We start from the raw sequence: 17,441 nt of genomic DNA on the forward strand, positions 1-17,441 counted from the left end.
GGTCAGTGCTCGTGCAGCAGGCTGGAAACGCGCTCTTCGATGATGCGCGTGTGGTCGCCCGTGGCGATGTCGTACAGCACGGCGGCCGTGATTTCGTACTGCAGCACGCGGCGCGAAACGATGGCCTTGAGTTTATTCGCCACCGGCAGGAACAGCAGGTTGGCCAGGCCCACGCCGTAGATGGTCGAGACAAACGCCACGGCGATGCCGCTGCCTAATTTACTTGGGTCGGTGAGGTTTTCCATCACGTGGATCAGGCCCAGCACGGCGCCCAGAATACCGATGGTGGGCGAATAGCCGGCCGCCGACTCCCACACCTTGACGGCCTGGCGCTCCGCCATTTCGTAGGCGGAGATTTCCACGTCGAGCAGCTGGCGCAGCTTGTCCGGCGCGATGCCGTCCACGATCATCCGCAAGCCCTTGGCGTTGAAGCGGTCGGCCGTGTTTTCCATCAGGCGCTCGAGCGCCAGCGGGCCGTCGCGGCGCGCCGTCAAGCTCCATTGCCCGATATCGCGCGCCAGCGCGGCGCGCGTGTCGGCTGGCGGCAGGAAGACCCAGCGCAGCATTTCCAGGCCGCGCACGAAAGTGCGCAGCCGCGTTTGCAGCAGCACGGCGCCGAAAGTGCCGATGACCACGATGGCAAAGGCGGCCGGCTGCAGCAGGGAGGCCATCTTGCCGCCTTCCAGTGCCTGGCCGACCAACAGGCCAGCCAGCGCCAGCGCCAGCCCGATTACGCTGGACCAGTCCACGCCTGCTCCCTCAAGGTTGCGCGCAGGCGCGCGACGGCCTGGGTATGCAGCTGCGAGACGCGCGATTCGGATACGCCCATCACCGCGCCGATCTCCTTCAGGTTCAGCTCTTCTTCGTAATACAGGCCCATGAGTATTTTCTCGCGTGGTGGCAGCGCGTCGATGGCATCGATCACGGATTGCCGGAAATCGGTATCGAGCAGGGAACGCAAGGGGTCGCTGTCCTCGTCCACGCAATGGCGGTCGAGGAAGCTGTCATTGCCGTCCGGGTCATGAAAGTCTTCGTAGTACACGAGCTGGTGGCCGCCGCCGTCGCCCAGCATTTCCTGGTAGTCGGCCAGCGACATCTTGAGCAGTTTCGCCACTTCCGACTCTGTCGGTGGATGGCCGAGGCGCTGCTGCAAGGTGCTCATCGCCTCTTCGATCTTGCGCATGTTCTGGCGCATGCTGCGCGGCAGCCAGTCGCTGGTGCGCAATTCGTCGAGCATGGCGCCGCGGATGCGCAGCACGGCATACGTCTCGAACTGCGCGCCATGCGTCTCTTCATAGCGGCTGATGGCATCGAGCAGGCCGATCATGCCGGCCTGGATCAGGTCATCGACCTCGACCGAAGGCGGCAATTTCGCCTTCATATGGTGCGCCAGACGCTTCACCAGCGGAATGTGCTCCGTCAGCAAATAGTCCTTGTTCGATTTCCCTTTGACCGTGTACATAGGCTGCTTATTGTTTTCTCATCTTATCTGGTGCTACGGTTGGCTTCAGGCGCTGAACTGGTGCGGGCTCCCCGTCTGGTACAAGGTGCCGCCGAGCACGGGCGCCGCCGAACGGGCCAGCCGCTCGGCCAGTCCGCGAAACGCCACCGAGGCGCCGGCCAGCGGAAACGCATCGACCACGCTGCGGCCCAGGCGCGCCGCGCGGTGCAGATACTCATCGGCAGGCACCGAACCCATCGACGTCAGCTTCACGGCCAGGTAACGGCTCGCCGCCTGTGCCATATTATCGTATACCACTTTTGCTTCGGATTCGGAAGCGCCGGTGACGAGAATGCCGAACGGACGGCGTCCCAGTTCCTGGCTCAGGCGCTTGATCAGGCAGTACGCCGCCTTGATCGAGGTGGCGCTGGTCGACACTTGCACGACGATATCGGACGACGCCATCAAGGGCACGGGGAAACAGGCGCCCTCGTCTGCCACGACGCCGTCGACCAGCACGATGCCGCTCCGGCGCGCCAGCACGTCGAAAGTCTTGCCCAGGCGGCGCAATTCCTCCTCGCCCGCATAGTCCATGCTGTCCATCAAATGGTTGCGCGCGCCCAGGCTCGCCACGCCAAAGCCTTGCGGCACCTGGTGGATGACCTGGTTCAAGCCGCACTGCTGGCGCGCCACGTCGCGCAGGCTGGCGCCGTGCGCCAGTCCCAGGCGCGCGGCCACGCCATCGCTGCCGCCGCTGGCGTCGAGCAGCAGCACGTCATTGCCGCCATAGACGAGCGAAGCACCCAGGTTGACCAGCATGGCGCCCTTGTCGTCCTGCGGCGTGGCCGAGAGGAACGTCATGACGCGCGGCTGCGGGCCGGCCAGCATGCGGCGCAAGCCTTCAGCCTGGTCGAAATCAAAATTAGCCAAGATGCACCCCGCGCGCTTCATTGTTGCGGGCGGCCGCCTGTGCCATCAGGAGCGGCAGTTCGGCATCGGAAAACTGCGTGGCCGCCGAGTCGCGCTTGAGCTTGAAGGCACGGTCGATCAGGTAGCCACGGTCGGCCAGGTACAGGTCTTCCGGCACGCGCTGGCCGTTCGACACATAGAACAGGTTCAGCTTCTGGCGGATCACCACGTCGAGCACGTTGCCGATCGACGCCGCTTCATCGAGCTTGGTCATGATGCAGCCGGCCAGGCCGCTGCCCTGATAGGCGCGCACCACTTCGTTGAGGGTTTCCTGGGTCGCCGTGGAGTTCAGGCACAGCAAACGCTTCACGTCCGCGCCGGCGCCCGACAGCATGGCCACCTGTTCCGTCACCATCTGGTCGCGCTGGCTCACGCCCACCGTATCGATCAGCACCGTGTGCTTGTTCTTCAATTCTTTCAAGGCGATGCGCAAGTCCGCTTCATCCTTCACGGAATGCACCATCACGCCGAGGATCTTGCCGTAGATGCGCAGTTGCTCATGCGCGCCGATACGATAGGCATCGGTGGTGATCAGGGCCAGCTTTTCCGGGCCGTGGCGCATCACGCAGCGGGCCGCCAGCTTGGCCGTGCTGGTGGTCTTGCCGACACCGGTCGGGCCCACCAGGGCAAACACGCCGCCCTGCTCCAGCATGGCGTCTTCATTGGCCACCGTGTTCAGGTTGCGGCTGAGGACGGTCTTGATCCAGCGCATGCTTTGCGCACCGTCGAGGCCGGCGGGCAGCTTGTCGATCAGATAGCGCGCCAGGCTGGCGGAAAAGCCGGCGGCCAGCATTTCGCGCAGCACGACGGCTTTTTGCGGCTCGCGCTGCTGCGTCGAGCCCCACGAAATTTCCGCCAGCTGGGTTTCCATCATGCCGCGCATGGCGCGGATTTCATTCATCATGCCGCTCATCTCGGCGGCGGCGTTCTCTTTGACGTGCGCCAGCGCGCTGGCCATCATCTGCTGCATGCGGGCCATGTCCACTGGCTCGGAGGCAGCCTGGCGCGGCGCGGCAGGACGGGGCGCAGCCGGGCGCTGGGCCGGGGCGGCCGGACGCTGCGGCGTGGCGAACTGGGTCTGCAACTGGGGACGGGGCTGGGCCATTTCGGACGCGGCCGGCGGCGACGCCAGCGAAGCGGCATCGTCATTGGCCAGCGCGAGGATTTCCACCACGCCATCGGCCTGGCGGTTCGACAGGATCACGGCATCGGGGCCCAGCGCTTCGCGCACCTTGCGCAGCGCATCGCGCGACGAGGCGCCCGTAAATTTCTTCACATTCATGACCGGCCTCCCAAGGCGGGGGTGGCGCAATATTGGCTGAACTGTGTGACCATCATCGACTCCTGTTGCTTGAGTGCTGTCTTCCACATGGACACAGATCACTCGGACAGTTTCCATTATTAGCGATGCTTGCAGGAAACGATCGAAGGAACAGGACGGGAAAGTACCCGTTATTCAGTTTGCCGGGAGGAAATTGATGTTTTTTTTGACCAAAAGCAACTGCTGGGGTCAGACCCCCACTGACGCTAACGCAAAGCTCCGCGCTAACGCTAGCGGGGGTCTGACCCCGATGCTAATGAAGATAACTACTGCGCGCCCACCAGCGCCGTGACGCGGATCGTCTTGGTTTCCGGCACTTCCGCATGCGACAGTACTTTGAGTTGCGGCAAGGCGCGGCGCAGGAAGCGCGACAGCAGGGCGCGCAGCGGCGCCGGCACCAGCAGCACCGGCGTCAGGCCCAGCGCTTCCTGCTGCTGGGCAGCCAGGCCCGCCTGGTGGGCGATGGTGTCGGCCAGGCCCGGCTCGATGCCGGCCCCGTCGCCGCCATTGCCCATCGCTTGCATCAGCAGGCGTTCCAGGCGGCTGTCGAGCGTCATCACGGACAGCTCGGCCGCGCCGGGGAACAGTTGCTGCACGATGGCGCGACCCAAGGAGACGCGCACCAGCGCCGTCAGCTCGTTCGGGTCTTGCGTGCTGACCGTGTACTCGGCCAGGGTTTCGATGATGGTGCGCATGTCGCGGATGTGCACGCCTTCGGCCAGCAGGTTCTGCAGTACTTTTTGCAGGGCCGACAGCGACAGCATCTTCGGCACCAAGTCTTCCACCAGGCGCGGCGCATCCTTGCCCAGGTGGTCGAGCAGCGACTGCACTTCCGCGCGGCCCAGCAGCTCCGACGCATGCGAGGTGATCAAATGGTTCAAGTGCGTGGCCACTACGGTGCCCGCATCGACGACCGTGTAGCCCATCGATTGGGCCTGGTCGCGCAGGCTGGCGTCGATCCAGGTAGCCGGCAAGCCGAACGCGGGGTCGCTCGTGGCCAGGCCCGGCAAGGTGCCGCTGGCCATGCCGGGGTTAATCGCCAGGAACTGGCCGTTGAACGCTTCGCCCACGCCCACTTCCACGCCCTTCAAGGTGATGCGGTAGGCGGACGGCTTCAATTCCAGGTTGTCGCGGATATGCACGGGCGGCGCCAGGAAGCCCACTTCCTGGGCGAATTTCTTGCGGATGCCCTTGATACGCTTGAGCAACTCGCCGCCCTGCGTCTTGTCGACCAGGGGAATCAGGCGGTAGCCGACTTCCAGGCCCAGGGTGTCGACGGGCATGATGTCTTGCCAGCTGGCTTCTTCCTGCTCGGGCGCCACGGTCGCCTGCGGCGCTTCGGCCGGTTTCTCGGCCGCTTCTTTTTCCTGCGTGCGCTTCTTGCTGATCAAATAGGCGGAGCCGGCCAGCAGCGAGGCCAGCAGGATGAAGACCATGTTCGGCATGCCGGGGATCAAGCCCATGCCGCCGATGATGCCGGCGGTAATATACAGCACTTGCGGTTTCGCAAACAGCTGGCCCACCAGCTGGGTGCCGATGTCCTGTTCGCTGGCCACGCGCGAGACAACGATACCGGCCGCCGTGGAAATGATCAGCGAAGGAATCTGCGCCACCAGGCCGTCACCGATGGCCAGCAAGGTGTAGTTCTTGAGTGCGTCGGCAAAGCCCATGTCATGCTGCAGCAAGCCCACCAGCAAGCCGCCGACGATATTGATGACGGTCACCATGATGCCGGCGATGGCGTCGCCGCGCACGTATTTGCTGGCACCGTCCATGGCGCCATAGAATTCCGCTTCCTGCGCCACTTCCGTGCGGCGGCGGCGCGCTTCGTCTTCGCCGATCAGGCCGGCGTTCAGGTCGGCATCGATGGCCATCTGTTTACCAGGCATGGCGTCCAGCGCGAAGCGGGCGCCCACCTCGGCGATACGGCCCGCACCCTTGGTCACGACGGTAAAGTTAATGATCGTCAAAATAATGAAGACCACGATACCGACCGTGAAGTTGCCGCCGATCAGGAAGTGACCGAACGCTTCAATCACTTTACCGGCCGCGTCGGCACCCGTATGGCCTTCCGTCAGCACCACGCGCGTGGACGCCACGTTCAGCGACAGGCGCAGCATGGTCGACACGAGCAAAATGGTCGGGAACGCCATGAAGTCGAGCGGCTTGACCGTGTACAGCGCCGTCAGCAGCACGATGATGGACAGTGCGATATTGAAGCTGAAGAAGATGTCGAGGATGAAGGCGGGCAGCGGCAGCACCATCATCGCCAGCAGCATGATGATGATGATCGGCGCGGCAAGGCCTTTGCTGGCGTTGCCTTTCAATCCGCTGAGCCAGGCTGGCATGGTCAGGCCGTTCATGGTGTGCTTCCTTTATTCTTGTCTGCCGCGTCTGCTGCGGGTTTGGTCTGCGATGCGGGGTCGAGCGGGTCGAGCTCGGGCGGGACATCGAGTTTTTTCGGCTTGTCGGGGCGCTCGCCGTGGCCGCTGCCGTAGCTGCGCAGCTGGAACACGTAGGCCAGCACTTCGGCCACGGCGCCGTACAGCGCCTCGGGAATCTCGTCGCCGATGTCCGTGTGCTTGTACAGCGCGCGCGCCAGGGCCGGCGCTTCCAGGATGGCGACCTTGTGTTCGCCGGCCAGTTCGCGGATCTTCGCCGCCACTTCGTCGATGCCCTTGGCCACCACCTGCGGTGCGCCGCGCGAATTCTCGCCATACTTCAAGGCCACGGCGTAGTGCGTAGGATTGGTTACCACCACGTCGGCCGTCGGCACGTCGGCCATCATGCGGCGGCGCGACATTTCATGCTGCATCTGGCGTATCTTCGCCTTGATCTGCGGATTGCCGTCCGACTCCTTCGACTCTTGCTTGACTTCCTGCAAGGTCATTTTCATCTTGTTAGCGTAGTGCCACATCTGGTACGGACCGTCGATGGCGGCGATCAGGCCCAGGGCGCCGACGATCAGCAAAAAGGCCGTGATCAGCAGGCTGATCAGATGGGCCGAACCGGCGCGCAAGGATTCCACCGACAGGCCCAGCACGGCGTCCTTTTGATGCTGCATCACCATCCAGGCGACGACGCCAACGACGAGGGTCTTGGCAATGGCCTTGAGCAGCTCCACCAGCGCATTCTTTGAAAACATATTGCCCAGGCCACGAATCGGGTTGAGCTTGCCAAAATTGGGAGTAAACGCCTTGGAGCTGAACAGCCAGCCGCCCACCAGCACGGGCGAGGCCAGGGCGACAAGCATGATGGCTGCGGCGTACGGCAGGCAGGTCAGCAAGACCGAGCCCACGTCATAGCCGATGCGCAACATCATCGCGTCGGGATTGAGTATCTGCTCCCGGTCCAGCGTCAGCCCGGAAACCATGACAGCCGTCAGCCGCCGCACGATGGCGTCGCCGGCAAACCACAGGCAGCAGCCGGACGCCATCAACACCGTAAACGTGGCCACTTCACGCGATCGCGGAACGTCGCCTTCCTCACGCGCCTGCTCGAGGCGCTTCGGTGACGCGGCTTCGGTCTTTTCTGCGTCGCTGTCTTCCGACATCAATCAACTCCGGTGAAGTCCTGCGGCCTGGCTAGGCGCAATACGGACTGGGCATGGAGCATTATCGGTTCAATCAACACAACGCCATCAAGGGAAAAGGGGGGCAATTGCCCTCCTTTTCCCTTGCCTATATTAAAGGCGCCGCAGGCGCCCATTTCAGAGGGGGCCGAAAAATGGTCAGGACAAGGCGCAGCCCCGAAGACAGTACGAGTAGTACGGCGAGGGACTGCAACGCAGTCATGGCCATTTTCTCGGGTCACTAACGATTTTTCCGCGCTTCCGCCTGCTTCACCGTCTGTTCGATCGCGCCAAACAAGGACTTGCCGTCGTCACCCAGCATTTCCAGGCGAACAACATCACCAAACAGCAGATACGGCGTGCTGGCGACGCCATCGGCGATCATCTCCTGGTTACGTCGCTCAACGATACTGGAAAATCCCTTCTTGACTTCCTTGTTGGCGACGCCGCCCGCACTGACCACGCTGCCGGCGCGCGCATTGCGCGTCTGGCACAGATGGGCCAGCAATTGCGGGTAATTGAACGCCATGTCGGCGCCCGCCTGGGGCTGGCCCGTCAACTTGCCGTTCAGGCTGCAGCGCAAGGCGTAATGCACCTTGCCGCCGCGCCACGCGTCACCGAGTTCGTCGGGCGTGATGGCGACAGGCGAGCAAGCCATGGCCGGCTTCGCTTGCAGGAAGCCGTAGCCGCCGGCCTGTTCGTCGGGCGCCAAGTTGCGCAGGGTAATGTCGTTGACCAGCATCAACAGCTTGATGTTCAGGTGGGCCTGATCCGGCGTCGAGCCCATGGCCACGTCGTCCGTGATGGCGGCGATGCCGGCCTCGTAATCGATGCCCCACTGCTCGTGCGCCAGGGTGATGGCATCGTGGGCGCCGAGGAAATCGTCGCTGGCGCCCTGGTACATCCTTGGCGCATCGCGCAGATTGGCGGGTGCCTCAATTCCCGCCGCCTTGCAGGCGCGCTCGATCTGCTGCAGGTAGGACGCGCCCGCCACGCGCAGGCTGCTGCGCGGCAAGGGCGCCATGCAGTTGGCCGGGTCGAACTCGAAGGCGCGATGGCCGCGGCCGCTATTGATGGTCTGGTACAGCAAGTCCAGCTGGGGCGCGATGAAACTCCAGTCGTCGAGCGCCGCTTGCATGGTCGAGGCGATGCCATCAGCCAGGTGGGCCGTTTTCAGGTCGCGCGAGACGACAGCGAGCTGGCCATCGCGCGTGCCATCGTTCAGGGTAGCTAATTTCATGTGCGGGAAATTTCGTCAAATGCAGGCAATAGGGGGCTAAAGACGCCAAAAAGCCGGGACATCCCCGGCTTTGACGGTCTGGAGGGATTTACGCCAGCAGCGCGATCTGCTCGGGAGTCAGGTAACACCACTCGCCTTCGGCGATGCCCAGCGATTCCAGGGTCAGGCTGCCGATGGCGGAACGGTGCAGCGCACTGCAATGGTTGCCGGCGGCGGCCAGCATGCGCTTGACCTGGTGGTACTTGCCTTGCTCGAGCACGATTTCCAGCTGGTGTTCGCCGCGCTTGACGCAGACGAGGGCCGCCAGCGGGGCCGGCTCGTCGTGCAATTGCACGCCTGCCAGCAGCAGGGCCACCAGTTCATCGGTCACGGGCTCTTGCGTGGTAGCCTGGTAAATCTTGGGAACGTGGCGCTTCGGCGACGATTGTGCATGGATAAACGGCCCATCGTCCGACATCAGCAGCATGCCGGTTGTATCGTGGTCGAGCCGGCCGACGGGCTGGACTTCGCGCCAGGTGAACTGCTCCGGCAGCAGGGTCAGCACGCCAGGATGATGGCTGGGCTTGCGCGAGCATTCGAAGTTGGCGGGCTTATTCAGCGCCAGGTACAGGTGCGCGCGGTAGACCCACTCTTCTTCGAACACGTGCAGCACCAGGCCTTCGGTCTCGACGGTGGTGCGGTAATTGGTCTGGGTGACGCCATCGATGACGACATCGCCATCTTCGATGAGGGAACGGCAATATTTACGGGTGCCAAAACCCTGCGATTGCAGGATGCGGTCTAGGGATAATTTACTCATGGGCGTGACTTTACCAGAAGCGGCTGGCAGCGTGAAGCGGCCGCGCGCGCGGCCTGCGCCAGGCCGCCGAGGGCGCACCAGCCTTGCGCATGCACAGATGAGCTGAAGTACAAGGTGAGATTTCGATATAAATGGCCAATTCCTTTGAGCAATATCAAGCGCTCGGAATATCGCATTGATAGACTGAAACTTCGTTAGGAATCCGCCTAACGAGCTTTAGGAATAATAACCAAGCAACGATTCACAAGGACATTGTATGAAGCATACCGATACCATCGCCTTACAAGGCAGCATCGCCGACATGCGCCTGCGCATCGCTACGGAACAGGCGGCCATGCACAAGGTCAGACTCGGCGTGGCGCGCTGGAGCAGCGCCCCGGCGCCGCAGGATGCGGACGCAACGCCATCGCCAGCGAGCCAGACGCATTGGCATGCCGAGGCGCAATGCCATTTCATGTGCTGGCTGGAACTCGGCGGTTTTGCCCACGCGGATGCGGACGCAAACGCGGAAACCGACAACGTGACGGCGCCCGCCATGGTGGACACAGTGCCCGAGATCAGTTCCGGCGCCAGTACCGGCGTAGCGCCGGCCCGGCAGGCAGCCGCCCTGCCCGCGCACTGCAACGGCTGCGCCGTCTGAGCGCCCCCCATCCGACCACCGGCCATGCCCCGCCCTCGCATGCCTGCCTTGCCAGCACGCCCAGCTACAACATCGAGCAACACTCACCCGTCCGGCACGAACGACGCACAAAAGGAAACGGCGGCATTGCGCCGCCGTTCCCAAGCCCCATCGGGACTTTAGTGAGGAATGTAAATTCACTCAAAACCACATCTGCGATGCGGTGAGTAGTTCCATGACCTGCCAATCAAGTTAGTACTGACAACATAGTTGATATATCGCCCCTCCTTGAAAAGAACTACGCTTTCACTATAGCCCAAGCAGCTCCATTTTCAAGCCAATTTACCACCTTATTGAAAATCATTCTCGATTGGCTTGCCTGCCAGCCAAGAGTGATGTCCTCAGCGCAACGCCGGTTGTGACTGCTGCACGGTCGCTTTCATGGCGCCCGCGCCCATGGCGGCGCCAAACTTTTTCAGCACCCGTTCCGGCAAGCCTTCATGCTGCGTGTAGTCGACGATGTCTTCCGCCTTGACGACGTCGCGCGCCACGCTGTCGACCGTGCCAAAATCGTCGGCCAGGCCCATTTCCACGGCTTTCGCGCCCGTCCAGTACAAACCGGAGAAGGTATCGGCCGTTTCCTTCAGGCGCTTGCCCCGTCCCGCCCGCACCACCTCGATGAACTGCTGGTGGATTTCATTGAGCATGCCTTGCGCATACGCCTTGTGCTTTTCCGTCAGGGGGCTGAACGGGTCCATGAAGCCCTTGTTCTCGCCCGCCGTCAGCAAACGGCGCTCGACGCCGACCTTTTCCATCACGCCCGTAAAGCCGAAGCCATCCATCAGCACGCCGATGGAGCCGACCACGCTGGCCTTGTTGACGTAGATGCGGTCGGCGGCGGCCGCGATGTAATAGCCGCCCGAAGCGCACATTTCATCGACCACCACATATAAAGGCTTGTCCGGATAGCCCTTGCGCAGGCGCTGCATCTCGTCGACGATCATGCCGGCCTGCACGGGACTGCCGCCCGGACTATTAATATGCAGCACCACGGCCACGGAGCCGCTATCGGAAAACGCCTTGTCCAGCGCGGGGATGACGACGGCGGCCGAGCCGCTGCCTTCGGACTCGATGGCGCCGTTGATGTCGATCAGGGCCGTGTGGCGGCCCAGGGTTTCGCTGTCGTCGGCCGTGTTGTAGTCATAAAACACCCACAGGGCGAACAGCACGATCAGCAGGCCGAAGACCTTGAAAAAGATGCTCCAGCGGCGGTGCGCGCGTTGTTCTTGCAAAGTGGCAAATACCAGCTTTTCCAGCACGTCGCGCTCCCAGTTCCCCGCAGGGACGCCGTGGCCGGCGGCTGGCGCACTACTGTCCAGCTTGTCATTCGTGTTATCGCTCATGATTAACTTTGTTTAAATTGCAATAAAGCCTGCCCCGGCCTCAGGCCGGCAGCGGCTGGACATACTCGTCGGGTTGCCAGTACAGCTGGCCATCGCGTTCGGCCACGGCGATCGGACGCAGGCGCCCTCCCTTGCAGGGGCCGCCCGCGCACAAGCCGCTTTCCGGCACATAGATGGCGCCATGCGTCGAACACATCAGGTACAAGCCGCTGGACTCGAAAAACTCGCCTTCGGCCCAGTCCAGTTCGATCGGCACGTGGGCACAGCGGTTCAGGTAGCCATACGCCTTGCCGCCATGGCGCACGACAAAGCCCGTGGTGGCTTCGCCGCCGGCAGCGACGGGAAAGCGCACGCCCTTGCCACCATCGGCCACGGCATCGGCCGCACAAATCAACACTTCCGCAACATCAGTCATCATGCGTGCTCGCTCAGCCATTGATGCAGGTCGGCCACGGTGGCGGCCGAATACAGGGGATTGCAAGCTTGCAACTGCGCCACCGGATGCGCTCCATACTCTACGGCAATACCTGCCGCGCCTGCATTGCTTGCCATCAATAAATCATGGCTGGTGTCGCCGATCATCACGGTACGGCGCATATCCTGTCCCAATTCGCGCGTCAGTTCCTGCAGCATGGCCGGATGGGGCTTGGAAAACGTTTCATCGGCGCAGCGCGTCGCATCGAACAGGGACAGCAGCTTGACGGCATTCAGGGAGCGGTTCAGGCCGACACGGCTCTTGCCCGTGGCCACCGCCAGGAAGTACGCCTGCTGCGACAGTTCCTGCAGCATCTCATGTACGCCGGGAAACAAGGTCAGCTCATGGTCGCGCGACAGGTAGTGATAGCGGTAGCGCTCGGCCATGCGCGCATGGTATTTCGGCTCCACGTCGGGCATCACCAGCTGCATGGCTTCCTGCAAGCCCAGGCCGATCACGTGCGAAGCGAGCAACTCGGTGGGAATGGGCAAGCCGAGGTCTTTGGCCGATGCCTGGATGCACTTGACGATGGTCGAGGTACTGTCTATCAGGGTACCGTCCCAATCGAAGACGATCAGATCAAATTGCTTTCTTGCCATGTTTCCCGACAGCATAGCCGCCGGCTCCTTGAGAATGAATGATGGCGACTGACTACCTTATGAGTAGTGTCGCGCGCACGCGCTGCATACTTATCGTGCGGCAACGGCCAATGGTTTGCCCAAGCTTACCAAGAAACGCTCGCATTCGGCAGCCAGCGGTGCGTTCAGGGTCATCGTCTTGCCCGTTTCCGGATGCGTAAACGTGATCTGGTGCGCGTGCAGGAACATGCGTTTCAGGGCGCCGCGCGTGCTGTCGGCCTTCAACAGGGCACGGTTGAGGGCAAAGTCGCCATATTTATCGTCGCCGGCGATGGGGAAACCGGATGAAGACAGGTGTACGCGGATCTGGTGCGTGCGTCCCGTCTTCAATTCCGCTTCCAGCAAGGCGAAGTTGTGATATTTATGCAACAGTGAAAACACCGTGTGCGACGCCAGGCCATCGGCCTGCACGGCCACCCGGCGCTCGCCTTCGGCCGTCGTATATTTATGCAGCGGCAACTTGATATGCTGGCGCGCATTCTTCCAGTCGCCGGCTACCAGCACCAGGTAGCGCTTGTCGGTGACGCCGGCGCGCATCTGCTCGTGCAGGTTGGTCAGCGCCGTGCGTTTCTTTGCCAGCAACAGCAGGCCGGACGTGTCGCGGTCCAGGCGGTGCACCAGTTCCAAAAACTTGGCGTCGGGGCGCGAAGCGCGCAATTGCTCGATCACGCCGAACGACACGCCCGAGCCGCCATGCACGGCCACGCCGGCCGGCTTGTCGATGACGAGCAGCTGCGCATCTTCGAAGATGATCTTGAATTCGGCGGCCGGCGCGCCCGTAGCGGCCTTTTCGGCCACGCGCACGGGTGGAATGCGCACCACGTCGCCAGCGGCGAGACGGTACAGCTGATCGATACGGCCTTTATTGACCCGCACTTCTCCCGATCGCAAGATCCGGTAGATGTGGCTTTTAGGCACTCCCTTGCACACTCTTAATAAGTAGTTGTCGATGCGCTGGCCTGCTTCTTCCTCGGCGATCGTTACGAATTGGGCTTGCGGCTGAACCGGGGGTGTTGAAGGGGGAACAACATCATTTTGACTCTTCATTTACTATGTCTTCCCAGAAATCTCTCTAAGTCCTTCATTTTGAATATATAATTGTTTTTGCTGCGGCCCTGGCTGCTGCGAGTGTAAGAATAAAAGCACATTTTACACAGGGGCGTCTCCACCGGCCTCGCCAAATTGCAAATTCGGTGGAAAAAAATGTATATGCACCATCCCTGCGCGAATCAAGGTTGCACCGTAGTTGTAATCGGATAACGCGTGGAGATGCTGAAGTGAGTGTGGGATTATAAGGATAAGTACCCGTTAGCGCGACTTATCGAGTCGGGCTCGCGGGTTGATGAAGTTGATAACGCTTGCCGTTTTCGCCAAACCCCGTATGTGGCCAAATACTGAGGGTTGTCGATGATAGGCTGAGGCCAAGCCTCGCCATCGCGATCCCTGTAATGAGCCGGCTAACGATTTTGGCTCTGAATTTGCTGACCACTTGCATTCTCTGCCCCCGATGCAGTTCATTCTCATCCGGGCTGTTTCAGATGAGTTGCAAGTGTCCTGTGCACTCGGCATGACGATCGACCTCACCGCGCCTGTTGCGGCCGTAACGTATACCTCGTACGCGTTGTTGCTCCGCACGCCTGGGCATTTCCCCCGCCAGCACTCCCGTTCTCGCATATATCCCTGTACTTCGCCGCTTCCCCGGAAGCGGCTTTGAGATGGCCTACGGGTCGCGGAGTTATAAAAATGAAACGCATGTTGTTTAATGCCACGCAGCAAGAAGAACTGCGCGTAGCGATTGTCGACGGACAAAAACTGATCGACATCGATATCGAGACAGCCGGGCGCGAACAGCGCAAATCCAACATCTACAAGGGCGTGATCACGCGCATCGAGCCATCGCTCGAAGCGTGCTTCGTCAGCTATGGCGAAGACCGCCACGGCTTCCTGCCTTTCAAGGAAGTTGCCCGCACGTATTTCCGCGAAGGCGTCGACGTCCGTAACGCTTCCGTCAAGGAAGCGCTGCGCGAAGGCCAGGAAATCATGGTGCAGGTGGAGAAGGAAGAGCGCGGCAACAAGGGCGCCGCCCTGACCTCGTTCGTCTCGCTGGCCGGCCGTTACCTGGTCCTGATGCCGAACAACCCGCGTGGCGGTGGCGTATCGCGCCGCGTGGAAGGTGAAGAGCGCCAGGAATTGCGCGAAACCATGGACAAACTGGACTTGCCAGCTGGCATGTCCGTGATTGCCCGCACGGCAGGCATCGGCCGCAACGTCGATGAACTGCAGTGGGACTTGAATTACCTGATGCAACTGTGGCGCGCCATCGAAGGCGCCGGCAAGTCGGCCAACGGTGCTTTCCTGATCTACCAGGAATCGTCGCTCGTCATCCGCGCCATCCGCGACTACTTCCAGCCCGACATCGGCGAGATCCTGATCGACACCGACGAGATCTACGACCAGGCGCACCAGTTCATGAGCCACGTGATGCCCGACATGGTGCACCGCGTAAAACGCTACAGCGACGACGTGCCGCTGTTTTCGCGCTTCCAGATCGAACACCAGATCGAAACGGCGTACAGCCGCACCGTGCCGCTGCCATCGGGCGGCGCCATCGTTATCGACCATACCGAAGCGCTGGTCTCTGTCGACGTCAACTCGGCCCGCGCCACGCGCGGCTCGGACATCGAGACGACCGCCTTCAACACCAACTGCGAAGCGGCCGAAGAAGTGGCCCGCCAGCTGCGTCTGCGCGACTTGGGCGGCTTGATCGTCATCGACTTCATCGACATGGAAGTGGCGAAAAACCAGCGCGAAGTGGAACAGCGTCTGAAAGATGCGCTGCACCATGACCGTGCCCGTGTACAAATGGGCAAGATTTCGCGCTTCGGCCTGATGGAACTGTCGCGTCAGCGCCTGCGTCCTTCGCTGTCCGAAGGTTCGCACGTGACGTGCCCGCGCTGCTCCGGCACCGGCCACATCCGCGATACGGAATCGTCCGCCCTGCAGGTGCTGCGCATCATCCAGGAAGAGGCGATGAAGGAAAACTCGGCCACCATCCACGTGCAAGTGCCCGTGGACGTGGGCGCCTTCCTGCTCAACGAAAAGCGCGGCGAAGTATTGAAGATCGAGAACCGCCACCGCATCGCCGTGATCCTGATCCCGAACAAGCATCTGGAAACGCCGCATTACAAGCTGGAACGCATCAAGCACGACGACCCGCGTCTGGAAGACAGCCAGGCCAGCTACAACCTGGCGGAAAGCGCTGAAACCGACATGGCGTACAGCAAGCGCCAGAAGGAAGAAGCCAAGCCGCGCCAGGAAGCCGTCGTCAAGACGATTACCCCTGACCAGCCGGCACCGCTGGTCGAGCGCAAGCCCGTCGAAGCGAAACCGGCTCCAGTGGCCGCGCCCGCCGCACCACAGGGCCTGATCGCCAAGATCATCAGCTTCTTCACCGGCGCTCCGGCACCGGTGGCGCCCGCACCTGCTCCTGTCGTACCAGCCAAGCCGGCCGGCGCCGACCGTGGCGACCGCAACAGCCGTGGCCCGCGTGGCCGTGGCCGCAACGGCAAGCCTGGCCGCGAAGAACGCGAACCGGGCCAGGGCCGTCCAGCCCAGGACGATGCAGCGAAAGAAGCGGAAGCACTGGAAAAAGCGGCCCGTCCGCCACGTCCACCGCGTCCACCACGCGAACCGCGTGAAGCGCGCGAGAACGGCGATACGGCAGCAGCACCACGCGAACGCGGTGAACGCCCTGAACGCGCCGAGCGTCCGGAACGCACGGAACGTCCAGAGCGCGCCGAGCGTCCGCCACGCCAGCCACGCGAAGCACGCGAACCACGCGCCGACAAGGCTGTTGTTGCTGAAGTGAAAGCTGAAGAGCTGGCACTGGTTGGCGCCACCGCCAGCGCAGTCAATGTCGTCGTGCCGTCAAACGGTCCTGAATCCGACGCCGCACCGGCAAACCTGCTGAAAGCGTCGGCAAATGCCGGCCCTGAAGGCGAAGAGACGGAAAATGACGTGGAAGGCGAAGAACCGCGCCGCCGCCGTCGTCGTGGCGGCCGCAACCGCAACCGCCGCGATCGCGAAACGGGCGAGCTGATCGAATCGGCAAACGGTGACAACGAAGGCCAGGACGCACCAGTGATCAGCTTTACGGTCGCTCCGGCGCCGGAAGCTGCAGCGGATGCCGCTCCAGTCGCCGTCGTGGCCGCCGCCGCTGTCGTCGCCGTTACCGCACCAGTGGAAGCTGCATTGGATGCCGCTCCTGCCGTCGTGGCTGAAGTCGTGGAAGTGGTCGAAGTGGTGGAAGTGGTCAAGGTTGAAGAAGCCGCACCAGCCGCTGAAGTGATCGTGCCGCCAGCCCCTGTCGAAGCCGCCGTTGCTGCAGCGCAAGCTGAACCAGCCGCTGCCGAACCAGCACCAGCTGCCGAGTACAGCTTTGCCGAGAAAGCGGAACCAGCACCGACGCCGGCTCCGGCGGAAGTCATCGTCGAAGCGGCGCCAGTCGTGGAAACGGCAGCTGCCGTGGAAACCGCCGCCGTGGCGGAGGAAGTTCCAGCAGCGGCGCCAGTCGCCGAAGCGGCACCAGCCGTGGTGGAAGCGGCCCCGGTGGTTGCCGAAGCGGCTCCCGTGCCTGCTCCGGCACCAGCGCCAGCGCCTGTCGTTGCTCCTGCTCCTGCTCCTGCTCCTGCCGCGCCGCTGGACTTGAGCGCGGTGCTCGGTTCGGCCGGTCTGACCCTGGCTGCCACCGATCCGGAAAAACTGCGCCTGGCGCAGGAAGCGGCCGCCAAGGCAGTCGCTCCGGTCCGCAAGCCACGCGAACGCAAGCCATTGCCGCCGCAATCGGATGAGCCGTTGATCCAGGTCAACACGCAACGTCCATAAGCGCGCCGGGTTCGCCCAGCCGCCAATGATAAAAGGGGAAGCTCAGGCTTCCCCTTTTTTATGTCCACTTTTTTGCTGCCA

The 17,441-nt window shown here is 62.4% G+C and carries 14 protein-coding genes; 2 read left to right on the forward strand and 12 right to left on the reverse strand.

Going from position 1 to position 17,441, the window contains the following annotated elements:
• Positions 1–2: 2 nt before the first annotated feature.
• The 8 genes from AC54AG_RS01605 to AC54AG_RS01640 form a co-directional block, all read right to left on the reverse strand.
• Positions 3–749 carry a flagellar motor protein gene (locus tag AC54AG_RS01605; protein WP_034754098.1) on the reverse strand — a complete coding sequence of 249 codons (747 nt, stop codon included), beginning with the start codon at positions 747–749 and terminating at the stop codon, positions 3–5.
• The gene (locus AC54AG_RS01610) at positions 731–1,462 is read right to left on the reverse strand and encodes an RNA polymerase sigma factor FliA (protein ID WP_010400804.1); all 732 of its coding nucleotides are present in this window, start codon (positions 1,460–1,462) and stop codon (positions 731–733) included. Before AC54AG_RS01610 ends, AC54AG_RS01605 begins: the two co-directional genes overlap by 19 nt.
• A 45-nt stretch (positions 1,463–1,507) precedes the next feature.
• A complete protein-coding gene (locus AC54AG_RS01615) occupies positions 1,508–2,371 on the reverse strand; it encodes a MinD/ParA family ATP-binding protein (protein WP_034754231.1) in 864 nt (287 codons plus the stop codon).
• A complete protein-coding gene (gene flhF, locus AC54AG_RS01620; RefSeq protein ID WP_034754102.1) occupies positions 2,364–3,692 on the reverse strand; it encodes a flagellar biosynthesis GTPase FlhF in 1,329 nt (442 codons plus the stop codon). The genes AC54AG_RS01615 and flhF overlap by 8 nt, the downstream gene beginning before the upstream one ends.
• 305 nt (positions 3,693–3,997) lie before the next feature.
• A complete protein-coding gene (gene flhA, locus AC54AG_RS01625; protein WP_070303618.1) occupies positions 3,998–6,094 on the reverse strand; it encodes a flagellar biosynthesis protein FlhA in 2,097 nt (698 codons plus the stop codon).
• On the reverse strand, positions 6,091–7,284 hold the full coding sequence (gene flhB / locus AC54AG_RS01630) for a flagellar biosynthesis protein FlhB (protein ID WP_034754106.1): 1,194 nt from the start codon (positions 7,282–7,284) through the stop codon (positions 6,091–6,093). The genes flhA and flhB overlap by 4 nt, the downstream gene beginning before the upstream one ends.
• A 259-nt stretch (positions 7,285–7,543) precedes the next feature.
• Complete coding sequence (locus AC54AG_RS01635) at positions 7,544–8,542, reverse strand: fumarylacetoacetate hydrolase family protein (protein WP_496629337.1); 999 nt, start codon at positions 8,540–8,542, stop codon at positions 7,544–7,546.
• 88 nt (positions 8,543–8,630) lie between these two features.
• Positions 8,631–9,341 (reverse strand): pseudouridine synthase, encoded by a 711-nt coding sequence (locus tag AC54AG_RS01640; RefSeq protein ID WP_034754110.1) that lies wholly within the window; start codon positions 9,339–9,341, stop codon positions 8,631–8,633.
• Positions 9,342–9,597: 256 nt separating this feature from the next.
• Here AC54AG_RS01640 and AC54AG_RS01645 point away from each other — a divergent pair, with 256 nt between their 5' ends.
• Positions 9,598–9,981: a hypothetical protein gene (locus AC54AG_RS01645; RefSeq protein WP_051991492.1), complete on the forward strand. Its 384-nt coding sequence runs from the start codon at positions 9,598–9,600 to the stop codon at positions 9,979–9,981.
• Positions 9,982–10,361: 380 nt separating this feature from the next.
• Here the strand turns inward: AC54AG_RS01645 and AC54AG_RS01650 are convergent, their stop codons facing one another.
• The 4 genes from AC54AG_RS01650 to AC54AG_RS01665 form a co-directional block, all read right to left on the reverse strand.
• On the reverse strand, positions 10,362–11,363 hold the full coding sequence (locus tag AC54AG_RS01650) for a S49 family peptidase (protein WP_496629338.1): 1,002 nt from the start codon (positions 11,361–11,363) through the stop codon (positions 10,362–10,364).
• Positions 11,364–11,403: 40 nt separating this feature from the next.
• Positions 11,404–11,781, reverse strand: a complete 378-nt coding sequence (locus AC54AG_RS01655; protein ID WP_175560532.1) for a Rieske (2Fe-2S) protein — start codon at positions 11,779–11,781, stop codon at positions 11,404–11,406.
• On the reverse strand, positions 11,778–12,437 hold the full coding sequence (locus tag AC54AG_RS01660) for an HAD-IIIA family hydrolase (RefSeq protein ID WP_034754241.1): 660 nt from the start codon (positions 12,435–12,437) through the stop codon (positions 11,778–11,780). Before AC54AG_RS01660 ends, AC54AG_RS01655 begins: the two co-directional genes overlap by 4 nt.
• Positions 12,438–12,527: 90 nt before the next feature.
• Positions 12,528–13,523 carry an RluA family pseudouridine synthase gene (locus AC54AG_RS01665; protein ID WP_496629339.1) on the reverse strand — a complete coding sequence of 332 codons (996 nt, stop codon included), beginning with the start codon at positions 13,521–13,523 and terminating at the stop codon, positions 12,528–12,530.
• A gap of 696 nt (positions 13,524–14,219) precedes the next feature.
• Between AC54AG_RS01665 and AC54AG_RS01670 the strand changes: the two genes are divergently transcribed.
• Positions 14,220–17,360, forward strand: coding sequence for an Rne/Rng family ribonuclease (locus AC54AG_RS01670; RefSeq protein ID WP_496629340.1), 3,141 nt, complete (start codon positions 14,220–14,222; stop codon positions 17,358–17,360).
• Positions 17,361–17,441: the final 81 nt, after the last annotated feature.

The organism is Janthinobacterium sp. BCJ23 (genome assembly GCF_059617945.1).